Source organism: Pseudomonas sp. PAMC25584, assembly GCF_058135675.1.
In genome coordinates this window covers 3,535,679-3,552,388 of record NZ_CM176870.1, presented here as the reverse complement: position 1 = coordinate 3,552,388, position 16,710 = coordinate 3,535,679, and the positions used below count along the sequence as shown (strand labels likewise).

The window sequence follows — 16,710 nt, the reverse complement described above, 5'->3', positions numbered from 1 at the left end:
CGGGCGAGCATGAAGATTGCTCATGATCGGAAGCGGCGATTATCGCGATTTCAGTCGGTGCAGGCTAATGCCAACGTGGCTCGGGCGGATTTTTTGCGCGGGATCAACAAGCGGGCAGGGGCGCCGCTGAGCTGTTCGGCCAGGGCCAGGGCAGCGCTTTCGGCGATGCCGTAACAACCGGTATGGGCAAAGGCGACGGCAGATCTATGGCTCAGGCGACCTTCATACACCGCCAGTTGCGCGGCGCTGAAGCACTGCAGTGGCAGGTTCAGGACTTGCGCTAGAGCTAGCAAGCCCGGCTCGTCCTGCTTGCGATCAATGCTGGCGAGCGCCGTGATGCGGTGGCGCTCGATACCGCCCTCGGCGAGGGCGGCGTCCAGCAGGTCGAGCAGGGCTTGCAGCGCGCAGCCACGCTGGCAGCCCAGGCCGACCACCAGGTTCATGCCGAGTATCGATCGTCGCGATTGCGGCGAAACAGCCAGGCGCTGATCAGGCCCAACGCCAGCCAGAACGCGACGTTGGTCAGTTGCGAGGCGATCTTGAACTGCGCCTCCAGAGCCTCAGGGGCTAGCATCGAATGTACTTCAGGTTGCGGTGCGCCAATCACATGGGGCACCACGAGGATCGCCGCGCCCAGCGCTTTGAGCAGCCAGTTGCCTCCAAATACCAGCAGCGCGATACCGGCCGCGGTTGAGGCCGCAGTGCCAATCCACCAGATCTGCCGTTGCGCCAGGTCGGCGGCGGCAGTGCCCGGCAATTCCGGTGGCAGGCCCAGGGTTGGTGCCAGGACAAAGGTCGCGTAGCCGGCCAGGCCCCACAGCAGCCCTTGAGCCGTGCGGGTCGGCGCGCGCAGGGTGTAGAGACCGGCGAGCATCAGCGCGAAACCGACCGCCACCACCAGGTTGCCGCCGGTGGTGGACAGCACGCGTTGCCAGCCGTCTTCCGGTTCCCAGGCTTCGGCGTCATGGGTGTGCGCGGTTGTACCGGCGGCGTGCTCATGCACCACTTCCGTCGCGGCCGGGGCTTTTTCAAAGGTTTCCGCCTGCATGATCAGCGGGGCGACCCAGAAACTTTGCAGCAAGGTTAGCAACAGGGCGGCCAGCAGCCCGCTGAAACCTGCGGTTTGCGCAATACGCTTGATCATGTCGGCAGCTCTCAATGGCACGGGAACGCGGCGCTGTGGCGGGTATCGTGGGCGGCGTTGTGTACCGCTTCGATATGCGAGAACCCAGCGAAATACACCAGGCACGCGCCGAGGATCGACGCGCCGATGGCGGCGCTCAAGCGTTGGCTCAGGGTGGTGGTGCTGCTGGCGGTATGCGAGGTGCTGCTGATGATCGACATGGCGCGTCCCTTCAGGGTTTCAGGGTGACACGAGCGCATGAAAACCCCACGAGCCAGGCACGCAGAATTCAAACAGCGCCCGCCCACCGCGGGTTTGTTGGATGATTTTTTCGGGCCGGTCTCCGGGCTTGCGAGGGGGCTCTTGAACTGAGTCCTGAAAGCATCGCCTTCCCATGCACAAAGCACAGTGGCTGTGACGCTTCGCTCGCTTACCGTTGCGGGGGCAGCACCGGACTGGTCATATCGCTATGACTCACCGGTTTCCCGTTTCACCCTGTGAAGGGCACCCGAAACAAGGTGAGTAGGAAAGCATGCAGGGCGACGGTAGTCAAATTGACCGAGCCCCTGTAGCCTTGCACCTTCGAGGTTCTTCGGCCCAGGCCGAAGCTAAGAAGGGAACGCGGTTCAAGCCGCGGCTGCCCCCGCAACTGTGAAGGGTTTATCTGACTGCCACGCCACTGCCATCAAGGCGGGAAGGCGCAGCCAGCGCCGGTCGCAAGACCCGCAAGCCTCAAGCCAGGAGACCTGCCTCGTAACCGATTTTTCAATTCAACCGGGCGGGGTGATCCGGTGACGAAATCTGCTGCTGCGCGCTGCGCAGGGCCTATCGTCCCGTATGCCCGCCCCCAAGGGCATCCGATGAAAACACTGGCCAAACTCCCCGTCACCATCGTTACCGGCTTTCTCGGCTCGGGCAAAACCACCTTGCTGCGCCATATGCTCGATAACGCCCAGGGCCGTCGCATCGCGGTGATCGTCAACGAGTTCGGCGAGCTGGGCATCGACGGTGAAATCCTCAAGCAGTGCTCCATCGGGTGCACCGAGGAAGAAGCCAACGGTCGCGTGTATGAGCTGGCCAACGGCTGCCTGTGCTGCACCGTGCAGGAAGAGTTCTTTCCGGTGATGCGCGAGCTGGTCGCCCGTCGCGGCGACCTCGACCATATCCTCATCGAAACCTCCGGCCTGGCCCTGCCAAAGCCCCTAGTGCAGGCGTTCCAGTGGCCGGAAATCCGCAGCGCCTGCACGGTCGATGCAGTGATCACCGTGGTCGACAGTCCCGCTGTGGCGGCCGGCACCTTCGCTGCGTTCCCGGACCAGGTCGACGCCCAGCGCAAGCTCGACCCGAACCTGGACCACGAATCACCGCTGCATGAGCTGTTCGCCGACCAACTGGCCAGCGCCGACCTGGTGATCCTCAACAAGTGCGACCTGATCAGCCCCGAAGACCTGGCCCGCGTGCGCCTGGAAGTCGCTGAAGAGCTGCCGCCGGCGGTGAAGATCATCGAAGCCAGCAGCGGTCGTGTGCCGCTGGACGTGTTGATCGGCCTGGACGCCGGCTCCGAAGAGCACATCGACGGTCGCCACAGCCATCACGATCATCATCACGAAGGTGAAGACGATCATGATCACGATGCGTTCGACTCCATTTCCATCGACCTGCCCCAGTCCGACGAAGCGCTGCTGCTCGACGCCCTGACCCAACTGGTGGTGCAGCACGGCATCCTGCGCGTCAAAGGCTTCGCGGCGATCCCGAACAAGCCGATGCGCCTGCTGATCCAGGGCGTGGGCACGCGCTTCGACAAGCACTTCGATCGGGCCTGGAGCGCCGACGAAGCGCGCATCACGCGCCTGGTGCTGATCGGCCAGGAGCTGGATGCGGCGGGCCTCGAAGCGCAATTGCGCGCCGCCCTCAGCGTTTAACCCATGCACCTGCTCAGGACCCAGCCCGGCGGTTTCGTCGCGGACGACAATATTGCCGACCTTGGGCAAACCCCCGCCGAGCTGGTGATCCTGTGCAGTGGCGACTCCAGCCTGGCGCTACTCGCTGAAGCGGCCCAGCAATTGCCCGAGGACTACCCCAGCTTTCGCCTGGCCAACCCGATGCAGGTGCAGAACCATGCGTCGGTGGACTTGTACGTCGATGAAGTGCTGCGCCACGCCAAGGTCATCCTGATTTCCCTGCACGGCGGGATCGGCTATTGGCGTTACGGCATCGAGCGTCTGGTGGCGTTGGCTGAGCGCGGGGTCACGTTGATCCTGGTGCCGGGGGATGATCGCCCGGACCCGGAGCTCAGCGGTCTCAGCACCGTGGATGCCGCAGCGCGCGAGCGCCTGTGGCAGTTCCTGCGCCAGGGCGGCCTGGGCAATGCGCTGGATTTTTATCGCTGCCTGGCCAGCGGCTACCTGAGCCGCGACTATGCCTGGGCCGAGCCGCAAACCCTGCCGCGCAGCGCGATTTATCACCCGCGTAAAGCCAATGCGTGCCTCAACGACTGGCAGTCGGACTGGAATCCCGAGTTTCCGGTGGCGGCCGTGCTGTTCTACCGCTCCCATCTACAAGCGGCCAATACCGGTTTTATCGATGTGTTCTGCCAGCGCCTGCTGGCGGCGGGCCTGAATCCGTTGCCGATGGCGGTGGCCAGTCTGAAGGAGCCCGGCTGCCTGACGGCGGTCGAGGATTGGCTGGATGAAGTGCAGGCATCGGTGATTCTCAACACCACTGGCTTTGCCCAGTCCAGCCCCGAGGCGCCACATTTGCGCCCGTTTCGCCGCAATATCCCGGTGATTCAGGCGATTTGCGCCCAAGATAATCAACCCGGCTGGCAGGCCAGCGAACAAGGTCTCGGCCCGCGTGACCTGGCGATGCACATTGCCTTGCCGGAACTGGATGGCCGGATCATCAGCCGGCCGATCAGCTTCAAGGACCTGGCCTGGCGTAGCGAGCGCAGCCAGTCGGATGTGGTGTGCTATCGCGCAGCGCCGGAGCGCATGGACTTTGTCGCTGAACTGGCGCGCCGTTGGGTCGAACTGGCGCGGGTGCCGAATGCCGATAAGCGCATCGCCCTGATCCTTGCCAACTACCCCACGCGCGACGGTCGCATTGGTAACGGTGTGGGCCTGGACACGCCGGCGGCGGCGCTGAATATCCTGCGGGCCTTGCAGGCCGAGGGTTATCCACTGCCGCAGGTCCTGCCGGAAAGCGGCACCGCGCTGATCCACCAACTACTCGGTGGCGTCACCAACGACCTGGACAACCTCGACCTGCGCCCGTGCCACCAAAGCCTGGGTCTGGACGACTACGAGGCGATGTTCAAGCGCCTGCCCGAAGCCAACCGCCAGGCGGTGCTGGAACGCTGGGGCACGCCCCACAACGACCCGATGTGCCGCGACGGCCGCCTGATGATCGCCGGCCTGCGCCTGGGCCTGACGTTTATCGGCATCCAGCCGGCCCGTGGTTATCAGGTAGACGCCAGTGCGGTGTACCACGACCCGGACCTGGTGCCGCCCCACGCTTACCTGGCGTTCTATTTCTGGTTGCGCCACACCTACGGCGCTCATGGCGTGATCCACGTCGGCAAGCACGGCAACCTGGAATGGCTGCCGGGCAAGGGTGTCGGGCTGTCGGAAAATTGCTGGCCCGACGCGCTGCTCGGGCCGCTGCCGAATATCTACCCGTTTATCGTCAACGACCCGGGCGAGGGCGCCCAGGCCAAGCGCCGCACCCAAGCGGTGATCATCGATCACTTGATGCCGCCGCTGACCCGTGCCGAAACCTACGGGCCGCTGCGCGACCTGGAGCTGTTGGCGGACGAATACTACGAAGCGCAGTTGCTCGACCCGCGCCGCGCCCGCGAGCTGCAAAAAGACATCCTCAAGCTGGTGCGCGAAACGCGTATCGACCAGGAACTTGAGCTGGACAGCGATGCCGACGCGGCCATCTGGCTGCCGCGCCTGGATACCTACCTGTGTGACTTGAAGGAATCGCAGATCCGCGATGGCCTGCATATCTTCGGCGAGTCGCCCCAGGGCCGCTTGCGCATCGACACGTTGCTCGCGTTGCTGCGTATCCCCCGTGGCGACGGCCGAGGCGCGCAATCGAGCCTATTGCGGGTATTGGCCAAGGCCTTCGAACTGGCTTTCGATCCGCTGGACTGCGCGCTGGCCGAACCTTGGACCGGTCGCCGTCCAGAGGTTTTGCAAAAGATCGATCCCCAGCTGTGGCGCACGGCCGGTGATACCCGCGAGCGTCTGGAGCTGTACGCCGCGTGGTTGATCGAGCACGCGCTGGAAGGGCCGCTGGAACAGTTGGAAGAGCCCGGTTGGGAGGACGTCAAGTCAGTCATCGAAAGCCTGCGCGGTGTCGTGGCGCCGCGCCTGGATGCGTGCGGCCCGGCGGAAATGCGCGGCTTGCTCGATGCCCTGGGCGGCCGCTTTGTACCGGCGGGCCCAAGCGGCGCGCCGAGCCGGGGCCGCCTGGATGTGCTGCCCACCGGGCGCAATTTTTTCAGCGTCGACGTGCGCAACCTGCCGACCACCACGGCCTGGCGCATCGGCTTCCAATCGGCCAACCTGATTTTGGAGCGGCATCTGCAAGACCACGGCGACCACCTGCGCCAGCTCGGCCTGTCAGTGTGGGGCACCGCCACCATGCGTACTGGCGGCGACGATATTGCCCAGGCCATGGCCCTGATGGGTGTGCGCCCGGTGTGGGCCACGGGCAGCCAGCGGGTGGATGACTTCGAAATCCTGCCGATCAGTTTGCTGGACCGCCCGCGTGTCGACGTGACCTTGCGCGTGTCCGGGTTCTTCCGCGATGCCTTTGCCAACCTGATCCGCCTGTTCGATGCAGCGGTACAGGCGGTGGCGGCGCTGGACGAGCCCGACGACATGAACCCGCTGGCCGCCAAGGTCCGCAGCGAGCGCCAGGCTCTGCTTGAGTCTGGCCTGGACGAAGCCGCAGCGGCGAAACAGGCCGGTTGGCGTATTTTCGGCGCCAAGCCCGGTGCCTACGGCGCGGGCGTGCAGGGCGCGATCGATGGTCGCCTGTGGCAGAGCCGCGAGGACTTGGCCGAGGTCTACCTGAACTGGGGCGGCTATGCCTATGGTGGTGCCGACGAGGGCACCGCCGCCCGCGAGCAATTCGCCCAGCGCCTGAGCCAGGTGCAGGCGGTGCTGCAGAACCAGGACAATCGCGAGCACGACCTGCTCGATTCCAACGACTACTACCAATTCCAGGGCGGCATGCTCGCGGCCGTGGAAACCCTGAGCGGCGATAAGGCCGCCAGCTACCATGGCGACCACAGCCAGCCGGACTTGCCGAAGATCCGCACCTTGAAGGAAGAGCTGAACCGGGTGATCCGTTCCCGCGCCGCCAACCCCAAGTGGATCGAAGGCGTGAAACGCCATGGCTATAAGGGCGCATTCGAGATGGCGGCGACCGTGGACAATCTCTTCGCGTTCGACGCCACTACCGCGCTGATCGACGATCATCAATACGCATTGCTCGCCGACGCCTACCTGCTCGACCCCGACACCCGCGCCTTTGTGCAACAGCACAATCCCGATGCCCTGCGGGACATGACCGAGCGTATGCTCGAGGCCCAACAACGCGGCATGTGGCAGGCGCCGGGGGCGTATCGCGAGGCGTTGGAAAACCTGTTGCTGGATATAGAAGAAGACAGCTGATGACTGATATTCCCCATTTTCCGCTGTCAGCCGTGGTCGGCGCCGACGACCTGAAGCTGGCGCTGTGCCTGACCGCCATCGACCCGAAGATCGGCGGTGTGCTGATCGAAGGCCCGCGTGGCATGGCCAAGTCCACCCTGGCGCGTGGGTTGGCGGACCTGTTGGCCAGTGGTCAATTCGTCACCTTGCCGTTGGGCGCCACCGAAGAGCGACTGGTCGGTACCCTGGATCTGGATGCCGCATTGGGCGAAGGCCGCGCGCAGTTTTCACCCGGCGTGCTGGCCAAGGCTGACGGCGGCGTGTTGTATGTCGACGAGGTCAACTTGCTGCCTGATCACTTGGTGGACCTGCTGCTGGACGTGGCCGCCAGCGGTACCAATCTGATTGAGCGCGACGGCATTTCCCACCGGCATTCGGCGCGCTTTGTGCTGATCGGCACGATGAACCCGGAGGAGGGTGAGTTGCGCCCGCAGTTGCTCGACCGCTTCGGTTTCAACGTGGCCTTGAGCGGGCAAACCGTGCCGGCCGAGCGTGGGCAGATCATCCGTCGGCGCCTGGACTTCGACAGCGACCCCGCAGCGTTCTGCGCGCAGTGGGCGCAGCCGCAGTCGGCGTTGCGCGAACGCTGCACCCAGGCGCGGGCCTGCCTCGACAGCATTGCATTGGATGACGAGGCGCTGGCACAGATCACCGAGCGCTGCTTTGCCGCGGGCGTGGATGGTTTGCGCGCCGACCTTGTGTGGTTGCGTGGCGCCAGAGCGCATGCCGCCTGGCGCGGCGCGACGGCCATCGCCGAGGAAGATATCGAAGCCGTGGCCGAGTTTGCCTTGCGCCATCGTCGCCAGGCGCAGTCCCCACCGGCAAGCCCACCCAACCATGAGGGCCAGGCGCCCCAAGCGTCCGACACCTCACCCGGCCAAGGCCAGTGGGGCGATATGCCTGCGCCGGCCTTGCCCACGGGCGCTCGCCGAGATGTGCCCGCCTGGCCAAAAAAGCCCTAGGCATCCGCCCCCGACCTGACGCGGGGGCGGATGCCCGGCCCAAGGCGGGGCGACTGGATAAAGGCAGGCACGGCAAGCCGCGCAGCGCGCAGCAGGGCGCGATCAACTGGCCGGGCACCTTGCTCGGGGGGCGGCCGCAGTGCCGTGAGGATCTGCGCTTGCACCTGCGCAGCCGCTCGGCCCAAGAGTTATGGTTGGTGATTGTCGACGCCTCGGCGTCCACCCGACGGCATCGTGCGTTGACCGATGCCAAAGGGTTATTGGCCCAACTGTTGGATGACGCCTACCGGCAGCGGGCGCGCATGGCATTGCTGACGGCGAGCGGACAGTCGCCGAAGTGGCAGGTGCAGGGCCTGAAAGCCGCGAAGAGCCTGATGGGTTGGCTGGATCAGCTCGGCGCGGGTGGCGGTACGCCGCTGTTGGCCGCGCTGAGCGAGGCGGCACAATGGCTGGCGGCGCGCAGAAAACGCTACCCCACCGAGCAGCAGCGGTTGCTGGTAATGACCGATGGGCGGCTCAAGGAGATTGTCGCGTTGCCAGCGCTGGATTGCCCGGGGTTACTGATCGATATCGAGCGTGGGCCGATTCGGTTGGGGAGGGCACGAGAGCTGGCTCAGCGCCTCTATTTGGACTATCGACATATCGATAGTTTTTAGGCTCTAAAACCTATCGACATATCGATAGTTTTTAGGCTCTAAAACCCAATCGGGAAGTGTCGCTCTTGTAAAGTCGAATTTTCCGACATTATTCAGCGATAACAAATCTTTACTCTCTGGGCTCTCGCGTCCAGGAGTAAAGGGAATGACTTCCAGCGTACTACCGAGCGTTTTTTTCGACCACAGCCGGCACACCCTGAACGTGCGCAACGTCGAAACCCGTTTCGACGTGTTGGCCTTTGAGGGCCAGGAATACCTGAGCCAACCCTTCACCTATCGCATAGAGTTCACCAGCACCGAACGTGACCTCGGCGCCGAAACCCTGCTCGGCCAGGCCGCCCGTTTCAGCCTGCACGCCCCACCGCAAAAACCACCGGCCTTGGGCTTCAGCGCGCCCGAGATCAAACCGCTGCGTACCCTGCACGGGGTGGTCACCGGCTTCAAACGCCTGTCCGGCTCCGCTGATGAAGCCCGCTACGAAATCACTCTGCAACCGCACCTGGCTCTACTTGGCCAAGGCCGACAATTTCGCATCTACCAGCATCAATCGGTACCGCAGATCGTCGAAAGCATCCTGCGCAGCCGCCACGATTTTGAAGGCCAGGACTTCCTTTTCAGCCTGGTGCGTGAATACCCCAAACGCGAACAGGTTATGCAGTATGGCGAGAGCGATCTGGCCTTCATCTCGCGCCTGCTGGCCGACGTCGGCATCTGGTACCGCTTCACCAGCGACGAACGCCTGAATATCGACGTGGTGGAATTTCACGATGACCAGCGTCACTACCAGTTTGACGTGGAGTTGGCCTACCGCCCGCAATCCGGGCTCAGCAGCAGTGGCCAGGACGGTGTGTGGGCCCTGCAATCGAGCCACCACGTGGTGGAACAGCACGTCAATATCCGCACCTACCATCACCGCGTGGCCAATGCTCACCTGAACGGTGACATCGACCAAACTCGCGGCGCCAACGGCACCTACGGCGAGGCTTATCACTACGCCGAACCCTACACCGTCATGGGCGACCGCTATGCCCATGACGAAGACCTGCAAAGCGAAAGCGGTTATTTTTACGCGCGCCTGCGCCACGAGCGTTACCTCAACGGCCAAACGCAACTCAGCGGCGTCAGCAGCAGCGCAACCCTTGCTCCAGGGCAGGTACTTAAAATCTCTGGCGGCGCCCCACAGGCTTTCGCGCCAGGTGCGGTGATCACCCAACTGATCAGCCGCGCCGCTCGCGACGCCAGTTACGAAGTGACGTTTGAGGCCATTCCCTACTCGGAAACGGTGTGCTTTCGCCCGGAGCTGCAAGACAAACCGCAAATCGCCGGCACCGTCCCGGCCCGCGTCACCAGCCCGCAGGCCAACGACCCCTATGGCCACATCGACATCGAAGGGCGCTACAAGGTCAATTTCCTGTTCGACCGCGACGCCTGGAAACCCGGTGAAGAAAGCCTATGGCTACGCCTGGCCCGACCCTACGCTGGGGATACCCACGGCCTGCACCTGCCGTTGATCCCCGGCACCGAAGTCGCCATCGCCTTTGAACAGGGCGACCCGGACCGGCCTTACATCGCGCACGCGTTGCACGACAGCCAACACGTTGATCATGTGACTTTGCGCAATTACAAACGCAACGTGCTGCGTACTCCGGCGAATAACAAGCTGCGCATGGATGACACGCGGGGGCAGGAGCATATCAAGGTCAGTACTGAGCACAGTGGTAAGAGTCAGTTGAACCTGGGGCATTTGGTGGATGCTGCGAAACAAAAGCGTGGGGAAGGGTTTGAGTTGCGCACTGATGGGTGGGGTGCGATTCGTGGGGGGAAAGGTTTGTTTATCAGTGCGGACGAACAGAACCGGGCTCGGGGTGAACAACTCGACATGGTGGCTGCCATTGAGCAACTGAAAAGCGCGCTATCTCTGGCGCGCTCCCTGGCACAGGCTGCTCACAGTGCTGGAGTGCCGTCTAGCGATACCGACAGCCAGCTAGAGTTACTTCAGGCACTCAAGGGATTGGCACAACCGGGAGTATTGCTACATGCACCGTCGGGTATCGGCGTACTCAGTCCTAAAGCCGTATGCCTGTCTTCCGGAGGGGAGAGCGTGGGCATTATGGCCGCACGTAACACGGACATCAGCGCCGGGCACGACATCACCGCAACCGCTGAAGGTGGTGTGAGCGTATTTGCGCAACGTGGCGACCTGCAACTCAAGGCGGCTCAAGGCAAAGTTGAACTGCACGCTCAGGGCAGTAACCTCCATGCGTTGGCAAAGACCGACGTTAAGATCGAAAGCGTCGAAGGCCGTATAGAAATCAAGGCCCCGCAAGAACTGGTGCTCAACTGTGGCGGTGCCTATATCCGTTTAAAGGACGGCGATATAGAGCTGGGAGCGCCTGGCAACATCTACCTAAAAGCTACCGATGTAAAAAAGTTTGGCAGCACCAGTCTCAATACTCCAGCTTCACCGTTGCCGACGGGTTACGCGGCTAGCTACACCTTGAAAGACGCAGCACAGGCAGCGTTGCGATTCAGCCGCTACCGGATAACCACTCAGCAAGGTGAAGTATTCAATGGAGTAACCGACAAGCATGGCAAGACGATGAGCGTTCATACCGCGCTGCCGGGGAACTTGAAAATCGAGCTGCCAGAGACTGAAAAGTGGATCAGCTTTTCTGCCCCGTCGAAATCAAATTATCAAGGCATAAAATGCACCGCGGCCATGGATGATGGCGAGGTGTTGGAGGGCGAGTTTGATGGTGAAAACAAAGTAAGTTTTTATTCTTTTACGGGTAATTCTTGCATCAAGTTTGAGGTGCAATGCCCGGAGCATCAAGAAGACTTACCTAGCACCGCAGACAAACTGCTACGAGAGCTGGGGGAGTAAATAATATGGATGCTTTTTACCGGAACTATATGGCTCGACAAGATCATCAGGTTGACGATGATACTTTGGAGGGCGCTCTTGAAAGTTTTGAGGGGGCAGCGCTCAAGTTTTCTTCAGGATTTATAAATGATGCGAGGCAGCGTGATAACTACAGCAGCAATATTAAGCGAGTCAAGGCGCAGGTGTTGGCGCAAGTCAATGCGGGGAAAGTGTCAATAAAGGAGGCGGCGGAATTCTGCTACGAAGCACGAAATAAAATCATGGCGGAAACCAGGCAGAAAACCTCAATGCCCGGACGGGCTATTGCAGAGAAAAGGAAGGTTGTTTCTCCGGATTTAGAAAAGCTATAGGACGAAAAAAGCCGGCAAAAAATTTGGTAAAAACTTTGCGGCGCTCAATGCTGAGCAAAAAAATGCCATGTATTACGAAATCGTAGAGTCTTCGGCGAGGCCTAACACGGGATTTAATACTTTAAATCGAGTGTTAAAAGTCTCAGGTAAGGTTTTGATTGTCGTGACGGTCGCTTATGCAACCTACGAGATCGCGAATGCAGAGAATAAGCAGAAAGAGTTGATCAAGCAGGGTATTACGATAAGCGGTGGTTTTGCAGGAACTACCTTGGCGAGTTTTGCCGTCTCTACCGTGTGCGGGCCCGGCGCGCCGTTTTGTGCAATCGGTTTAATGCTGGCGGGCGGGGTTGCCTCTGGCTGGGCGGCCTCGAAATTAGCGGACTCCCTCGACGATGAAATAGAAGAGTTTACTAAATGGAAAATCAATTAGATCAGCGTCAACTCTGGGCTGCACTCTCTGATTTATTTGTAGATGCCAATGTTGACTACAAACACATTGCAGGGGTGGCAAAGAATTACTCTGTTGAGGAGGTTGAGTTTGCTTTGTTTGAGAGAGTGGCTCCGGTATGCGTCAGTAATATGCTGGCGCCAGTGCCACCTGTTTGCTGGTATTTCGATAAGGAGCAGTTGGTGGCTGATATTGAATCCTTGGTCAAGAAGAGGGTCGAGCAGGGGGTGATCGGTAAATGTCTATCTGGTGTGATGGGGCGATTGATACGGATTGTTAGTGCAAAAGTGTGGGCCGAGCTAAAGGCTGAAATCGAAAGGGTCAAAAGTGAGGGGTAATGCGAATTTGAGAACTTTAAGTGTTGCCGGGTATAAGCCGCGACCAGGTATTGTTTTGGTTGAGTAGTCGGAGTAGCGGTTATTTGTTTTTTTATTATTCAGGATATTCATTTTTATTAATGGGTTTTTAGGCCGGGGTGGCGTGTTGTGAAGTGTGGGGTCGATTACCCCGATTGACTCAATTGATCGGGTGATTGCTCAGAGAATATAAATTTTTAAGGGGTTATATGAACGATCCAATGCACCGCACGGATACCCTCAATCCGAGCAAGGACTTCATCGGAGGGGAACAGAAACAGCATTGGATCGAACTCCAGTTGCTGGACGAGCAGGGTGCGCCCCTGGCGAACATGCCCTATCAGGCGATCAACGACGCCATCCGGGAGAGGTGCTTCCCCGAATGTGCGGGGCTCAGCGATGCTCAGGGCGTGATCCGTATTGAGGGGCTGCACCCGATTCCCATCACCCTGAAAGTGCAGGCCGATCCTTTGGCCGAGCTGCTGCAAACCCGTCGCTTGCGTGCCCTGCGTGCCGAACCGCCTCGGCCCGTAATCGGAGATCGGACCCCGCTGTATGGTCCGCAGCATTCGGGTTTCTCGCCCGTCGAGAAGCAGGCCCTCGCGGCAGGTCACTGCTACCACTACCTGCGTATCGGTCAGTTATGCGACCGATTACCGACCCTTGATCCGCCTTTGGAGGACCCGAAGTGGCCTCCGGCCTTTCACTTCCCGGACCCGGCATTCAGCGGTTTCACCGTTGAGTACGAAGCGCTGAATCGCCGTCACGTGTTGGAAGTTTACCCCTTCCGTGCCTGGTCTTTGGTTCTGCATCACCAACCCGAATACAGCATGGCCAATGCCTATAACCTTGGGCTGATGGCCAACCTGTCCTACAGCATTGTCGCCCAGAACATGTTGAAGCAACGACCGGGCACCGATCCCAGTACCGTCTCAGGCTCGGTGGAGGAGTTCTTTTTACGTCAGTGCCTGGACCTGTCGCGCACGCCGGTGATGATTGACTCCGGAGGGACGCGTCTGCCAGCACTGGTGGTAGACGTCCCCTTCAACCAGCGCTACACCACGGCGGTTATGCTGGATTCGCTGGAGGCCAAGCGCCCGTCGGGCACCTCCGAGATTCCGCGGCTCATCATCGAAAACACCCAGTTGTTCTATTGCATCAACCAGACTCAAGTGGTTGTGGCCTGGCGCGGGACACAGGAACCCAAGGACTGGCTGACGGATGTGCTGTACCGCCCGATGCCGGCCGATGGCAGCGGCTGCGACTTGAAGTCTGCGTGTACGCCTTTGACGGATGTCGGCAGTGTGCACTATGGGTTTTTGCATGCGTTTGAGGTGGCTAAGAAGCTGTTTTCTCAACGCTTTGATGACATTCAGAAAGCGTTAGCTAATAGAAAACTGTTCATTTGCGGCCATAGCCTGGGCGGCGCCCTGGCTCTGATCCACTCCGCCGAGCTGAAAGATCGCAACCCCCTGCTCTACACCTACGGTATGCCCCGTACCTTCACGGCCAAGGCACTGGAGCGCCTGAAAACGGTGACCCACTTTCGCCATGTCAACGACGCCGACACCATCACCAGCGTGCCACCCGAGGCGGAACTGGATAACTGGCTTTACGATGCCCTGGGGCCGCTGGGCCACGACCTAGGCTACATCTGGTCCGTGGGTGAACTGGTGGCCGGCAAACTGGTGCGCTTTGGCGACCCCTACTGGCATCACGGCCAAATCGCCATGTTCTACCGCGCTGACCAGCATGTGGAGTCGCGGGCCTCAAATAACCCCGTCGAGCGGAGTAGAGAAGGCCTGGGCGCGCCTTACCACACCACCATTCTTAAGCGTTTGCCGCACCGAGCCCGCCTCTACCTGGTGCCCAGCCTGAGCGATGAGTTCAGCCGCTTCGCCTGTGAAGAGCAGAAGGCCCTCATTCGCTCGATGAGCCGGGAAAGCCTGACGCGGTTCTTTCCGTCACACACTAATCCTGAACGTAGCACTCGCCGCAGTAACCCGATGGATCACTCGATGGTCGCTGCCTACTTACCCTTCTTGCACAACCAGTTGCTGGAGTTGAGCGATCCCGAACGGCCACTGGAGCGCAAGGCGCAACGGGCGAAGTTCGAGACGCAGATGCATGGGTTGGGCGTCCCCGAAGCGGAAAAGCACCGCAACGAGCAGTTCCTTGCCTTGCAGAAGTTGTTACCCATGGCCTTGCGCATGACTCAAGACCTGGAAGGCGGCCCTGAAGCCCTGCAGCGTTTCTGCCGAGAGCGAGAGTTCGGCGTGATGATCGAGATCACCCAAGCCTGAATCTACGCATCGGGGTGCGATAGCCACCCAACACATTAGCCATAAGGGAACACATAAAACCATGAACATTCTGATCCGCCCTGCGCAGGGTCCAGTGCAACACGTGAACTACCAGGCAGTCGAGGAAAGCGGGGGGTACAGCCAACCCACTCCCTCCCGTTACCCAGGTGCGATAACCGTCGAGTTTCCCGACGCACTGCTAGCGATCACGGAGGAACACAGCCTATGAATATTCGCCTAAGCCCCATGAGCGGCGCTTTGTTGCTGCTGCTCTGCCTAAACGGTTGCGCCCAGAACCGGACCTTGGCACCGCCACCGGGCGGGGAACAGGTCAGCGTCGTGGTGAAGGTCCCGCAGAACCTCACGGCGGAACCCATGCAGGTGATGTACCGCTCGGAGAAATGCCCGATCAAACGATCCGGGCCAGACTGGACCACTTATGAAGAGGACGGTTACTTGTCCACTACGGTTCAACCGCAACAGCAGGGGCAGAGCGGCCTATATGAGGCCAAGTTGCCCATCAATGGCGGTAGCCGATGCCAGTGGCAACTGAGTAATGTGACTTTTGGCGTCACCTACGCCAATACAACGCACTTTGGCGAGAATGTTAAAGCGGGCCCTGGGGGCGGGGTGATCGTGATGTTCGATAAGCATCTGCCACAACAACGTTCTGCTTTTCAGCCAACGATAGAAGTCAACGGTGACGTGCTGATCAGTAAAGACTATTACCCTTTGGTTAACGAGCAATTCATTGGTCGACATGAAACGCGCGCGTGGCTATTCGGTGAGGGTGAAATCTATTTGTATTATCGGGCCTCCGACGCTAGGAGGGTGACTTTCGAACCGCTGCTGCATGCCAACTATGCATTGTATTCGGTGGAGCCAAAGGTGCAGGGCGAGGGTTATACCCGCTATATCTACCCCGATGGCAGCGTGGTGGCTGATGGTCGTGACCCAAGCTTCAAGAAACTGCAATCCATTCGCCTGACTGCGGAGAAGGCTCGATGAATCGCATGTTTCCTTCTGTTCAGGCCTTACGATTAACGCTTAATGTTTTATCCCTGATGTCGGCTAACGTGAGCCTTAGATAAAACTTAGTCATGTATTTATATTGGGTGTTTGCGATGGTTTATTTGAATTTAATTGCGTGTGCTGGCCATTCTCGCTTTAAAAACATTGTGAGGGTTAGTCAGGGAAGTGGTTGTGCGAAGCGCTTAAAGTTCGGGTTTTTAGGGCTTGTTGCCGGACTGCATTCGGGCTGTGCGGCAATAGGGGCGGCAGTTATGAATGGCCCGACTTGCCCTTATCAAGGCGTTCAGCTGGATTTTCATGCAGCGACTGATTGGACACTGATCAAAGGGAGTAATGGACTGATTATTCCGTTAGCTATTATCGATTTACCTTTTTCTTTTGTTTTCGACACGTTGACTCTTGGGAGTGCATTAGAGGCTGACAACGGCGAGCTGAATTGTCCGCGAAAGTTTACGTAGCGATTGGGCACTGGCCAGCTAAAAGGTAGTGCGTTTTTGGGGCGAACTAATTTTTATTGGTCGAAATCAATCCTCTAACGAATATTTTGATCATTTTTATGGAAGCCTGTTTTTCAATGGGCGAGTTTTGGAAAATTTTATATATGTCACAAGGATTTGTTTTATTGGGTGATAAAACCACTCACGGTGGAGAAGTGATATCGGCCTCATCCACGATGATCGTAAATGGCAAGCGAGTAGCACTGGTCGGAGACAAAGTTCGTTGCCCGCTGCCGGGGCATGGCGTCAACAAGATTGTTGATGGCTGCCCGGACTGGTCTGAGGGTGATCGGGCGATGGTGGTCAACGGCTGCCGCTGTGAGTGCGATTGCCAGGTGATTTCCAGCGCTCCCGATTGTGGGGTGGGTTAGTC

15 protein-coding genes and 2 riboswitches are annotated in these 16,710 nt (G+C 59.9%); of the genes, 12 read left to right on the top strand and 3 right to left on the bottom strand.

Translation table 11 applies throughout. The features are described 5' to 3' along the window. Positions 1 to 50: 50 nt before the first annotated feature. Genes ACS5Q8_RS16160 through ACS5Q8_RS16150 form a run of 3 tightly spaced genes read right to left on the bottom strand, consistent with a single transcriptional unit; the run spans position 51 to position 1,344 of the window. The gene (locus tag ACS5Q8_RS16160) at positions 51 to 443 is read right to left on the bottom strand and encodes a cobalamin biosynthesis protein (protein ID WP_426101552.1); all 393 of its coding nucleotides are present in this window, start codon (positions 441 to 443) and stop codon (positions 51 to 53) included. After that, positions 440 to 1,144 carry a CbtA family protein gene (locus ACS5Q8_RS16155; RefSeq protein ID WP_276193322.1) on the bottom strand — a complete coding sequence of 235 codons (705 nt, stop codon included), beginning with the start codon at positions 1,142 to 1,144 and terminating at the stop codon, positions 440 to 442. Before ACS5Q8_RS16155 ends, ACS5Q8_RS16160 begins: the two co-directional genes overlap by 4 nt. An 11-nt stretch (positions 1,145 to 1,155) precedes the next feature. After that, entirely contained in the window at positions 1,156 to 1,344 is a 189-nt protein-coding gene (locus ACS5Q8_RS16150) for a CbtB domain-containing protein (RefSeq protein WP_276193321.1), read from the bottom strand. Between the two features lie 96 nt (positions 1,345 to 1,440). Continuing rightward, a riboswitch (cobalamin riboswitch) is annotated at positions 1,441 to 1,650 on the bottom strand. A 41-nt stretch (positions 1,651 to 1,691) separates the two neighbouring features. Further along, a riboswitch (cobalamin riboswitch) is annotated at positions 1,692 to 1,891 on the top strand. Positions 1,892 to 1,983: 92 nt separating this feature from the next. Between ACS5Q8_RS16150 and cobW the strand changes: the two genes are divergently transcribed. The 12 genes from cobW (at position 1,984) to ACS5Q8_RS16090 (ending at position 16,708) form a co-directional block, all read left to right on the top strand. Next, positions 1,984 to 3,045, top strand: a complete 1,062-nt coding sequence (gene cobW, locus ACS5Q8_RS16145; RefSeq protein ID WP_465159143.1) for a cobalamin biosynthesis protein CobW — start codon at positions 1,984 to 1,986, stop codon at positions 3,043 to 3,045. A gap of 3 nt (positions 3,046 to 3,048) precedes the next feature. Further along, positions 3,049 to 6,810: a cobaltochelatase subunit CobN gene (cobN, locus tag ACS5Q8_RS16140; protein ID WP_443695851.1), complete on the top strand. Its 3,762-nt coding sequence runs from the start codon at positions 3,049 to 3,051 to the stop codon at positions 6,808 to 6,810. Beyond that, complete coding sequence (locus ACS5Q8_RS16135; protein ID WP_276193318.1) at positions 6,810 to 7,811, top strand: magnesium chelatase ATPase subunit I; 1,002 nt, start codon at positions 6,810 to 6,812, stop codon at positions 7,809 to 7,811. The genes cobN and ACS5Q8_RS16135 overlap by 1 nt, the downstream gene beginning before the upstream one ends. 53 nt (positions 7,812 to 7,864) lie before the next feature. Continuing rightward, a complete protein-coding gene (locus ACS5Q8_RS16130; protein WP_426101563.1) occupies positions 7,865 to 8,467 on the top strand; it encodes a vWA domain-containing protein in 603 nt (200 codons plus the stop codon). 145 nt (positions 8,468 to 8,612) lie between these two features. Further along, positions 8,613 to 11,351 (top strand): type VI secretion system Vgr family protein, encoded by a 2,739-nt coding sequence (locus tag ACS5Q8_RS16125; RefSeq protein WP_465159142.1) that lies wholly within the window; start codon positions 8,613 to 8,615, stop codon positions 11,349 to 11,351. A 5-nt stretch (positions 11,352 to 11,356) separates the two neighbouring features. Further along, entirely contained in the window at positions 11,357 to 11,701 is a 345-nt protein-coding gene (locus tag ACS5Q8_RS16120; protein WP_465159141.1) for a hypothetical protein, read from the top strand. A gap of 67 nt (positions 11,702 to 11,768) precedes the next feature. Further along, on the top strand, positions 11,769 to 12,131 hold the full coding sequence (locus ACS5Q8_RS16115) for a hypothetical protein (RefSeq protein ID WP_465159140.1): 363 nt from the start codon (positions 11,769 to 11,771) through the stop codon (positions 12,129 to 12,131). Further along, on the top strand, positions 12,116 to 12,487 hold the full coding sequence (locus ACS5Q8_RS16110; protein ID WP_465159139.1) for a DUF7079 family protein: 372 nt from the start codon (positions 12,116 to 12,118) through the stop codon (positions 12,485 to 12,487). The genes ACS5Q8_RS16115 and ACS5Q8_RS16110 overlap by 16 nt, the downstream gene beginning before the upstream one ends. A 227-nt stretch (positions 12,488 to 12,714) precedes the next feature. Further along, entirely contained in the window at positions 12,715 to 14,808 is a 2,094-nt protein-coding gene (locus ACS5Q8_RS16105; protein ID WP_465159138.1) for a lipase family protein, read from the top strand. 225 nt (positions 14,809 to 15,033) lie between these two features. Continuing rightward, positions 15,034 to 15,816 (top strand): hypothetical protein, encoded by a 783-nt coding sequence (locus ACS5Q8_RS16100; protein WP_276193313.1) that lies wholly within the window; start codon positions 15,034 to 15,036, stop codon positions 15,814 to 15,816. 116 nt (positions 15,817 to 15,932) lie between these two features. Further along, the gene (locus ACS5Q8_RS16095; protein WP_247403701.1) at positions 15,933 to 16,298 is read left to right on the top strand and encodes a YceK/YidQ family lipoprotein; all 366 of its coding nucleotides are present in this window, start codon (positions 15,933 to 15,935) and stop codon (positions 16,296 to 16,298) included. A gap of 56 nt (positions 16,299 to 16,354) precedes the next feature. Further along, positions 16,355 to 16,708, top strand: a complete 354-nt coding sequence (locus ACS5Q8_RS16090; protein WP_276193312.1) for a PAAR domain-containing protein — start codon at positions 16,355 to 16,357, stop codon at positions 16,706 to 16,708. Positions 16,709 to 16,710: the final 2 nt, after the last annotated feature.

Bases quoted from the DNA above. Each gene is read 5' to 3' on its own strand.
- ACS5Q8_RS16160 (WP_426101552.1), bottom strand. From the start codon at position 443: ATGAACCTGGTGGTCGGCCTGGGCTGCCAGCGTGGCTGCGCGCTGCAA.
- ACS5Q8_RS16155 (WP_276193322.1), bottom strand. From the start codon at position 1,144: ATGATCAAGCGTATTGCGCAAACCGCAGGTTTCAGCGGGCTGCTGGCC.
- ACS5Q8_RS16150 (WP_276193321.1), bottom strand. From the start codon at position 1,344: ATGTCGATCATCAGCAGCACCTCGCATACCGCCAGCAGCACCACCACC.
- cobW (WP_465159143.1), top strand. From the start codon at position 1,984: ATGAAAACACTGGCCAAACTCCCCGTCACCATCGTTACCGGCTTTCTC.
- cobN (WP_443695851.1), top strand. From the start codon at position 3,049: ATGCACCTGCTCAGGACCCAGCCCGGCGGTTTCGTCGCGGACGACAAT.
- ACS5Q8_RS16135 (WP_276193318.1), top strand. From the start codon at position 6,810: ATGACTGATATTCCCCATTTTCCGCTGTCAGCCGTGGTCGGCGCCGAC.
- ACS5Q8_RS16125 (WP_465159142.1), top strand. From the start codon at position 8,613: ATGACTTCCAGCGTACTACCGAGCGTTTTTTTCGACCACAGCCGGCAC.
- ACS5Q8_RS16120 (WP_465159141.1), top strand. From the start codon at position 11,357: ATGGATGCTTTTTACCGGAACTATATGGCTCGACAAGATCATCAGGTT.
- ACS5Q8_RS16115 (WP_465159140.1), top strand. From the start codon at position 11,769: ATGTATTACGAAATCGTAGAGTCTTCGGCGAGGCCTAACACGGGATTT.
- ACS5Q8_RS16110 (WP_465159139.1), top strand. From the start codon at position 12,116: ATGGAAAATCAATTAGATCAGCGTCAACTCTGGGCTGCACTCTCTGAT.
- ACS5Q8_RS16105 (WP_465159138.1), top strand. From the start codon at position 12,715: ATGAACGATCCAATGCACCGCACGGATACCCTCAATCCGAGCAAGGAC.
- ACS5Q8_RS16100 (WP_276193313.1), top strand. From the start codon at position 15,034: ATGAATATTCGCCTAAGCCCCATGAGCGGCGCTTTGTTGCTGCTGCTC.
- ACS5Q8_RS16095 (WP_247403701.1), top strand. From the start codon at position 15,933: ATGGTTTATTTGAATTTAATTGCGTGTGCTGGCCATTCTCGCTTTAAA.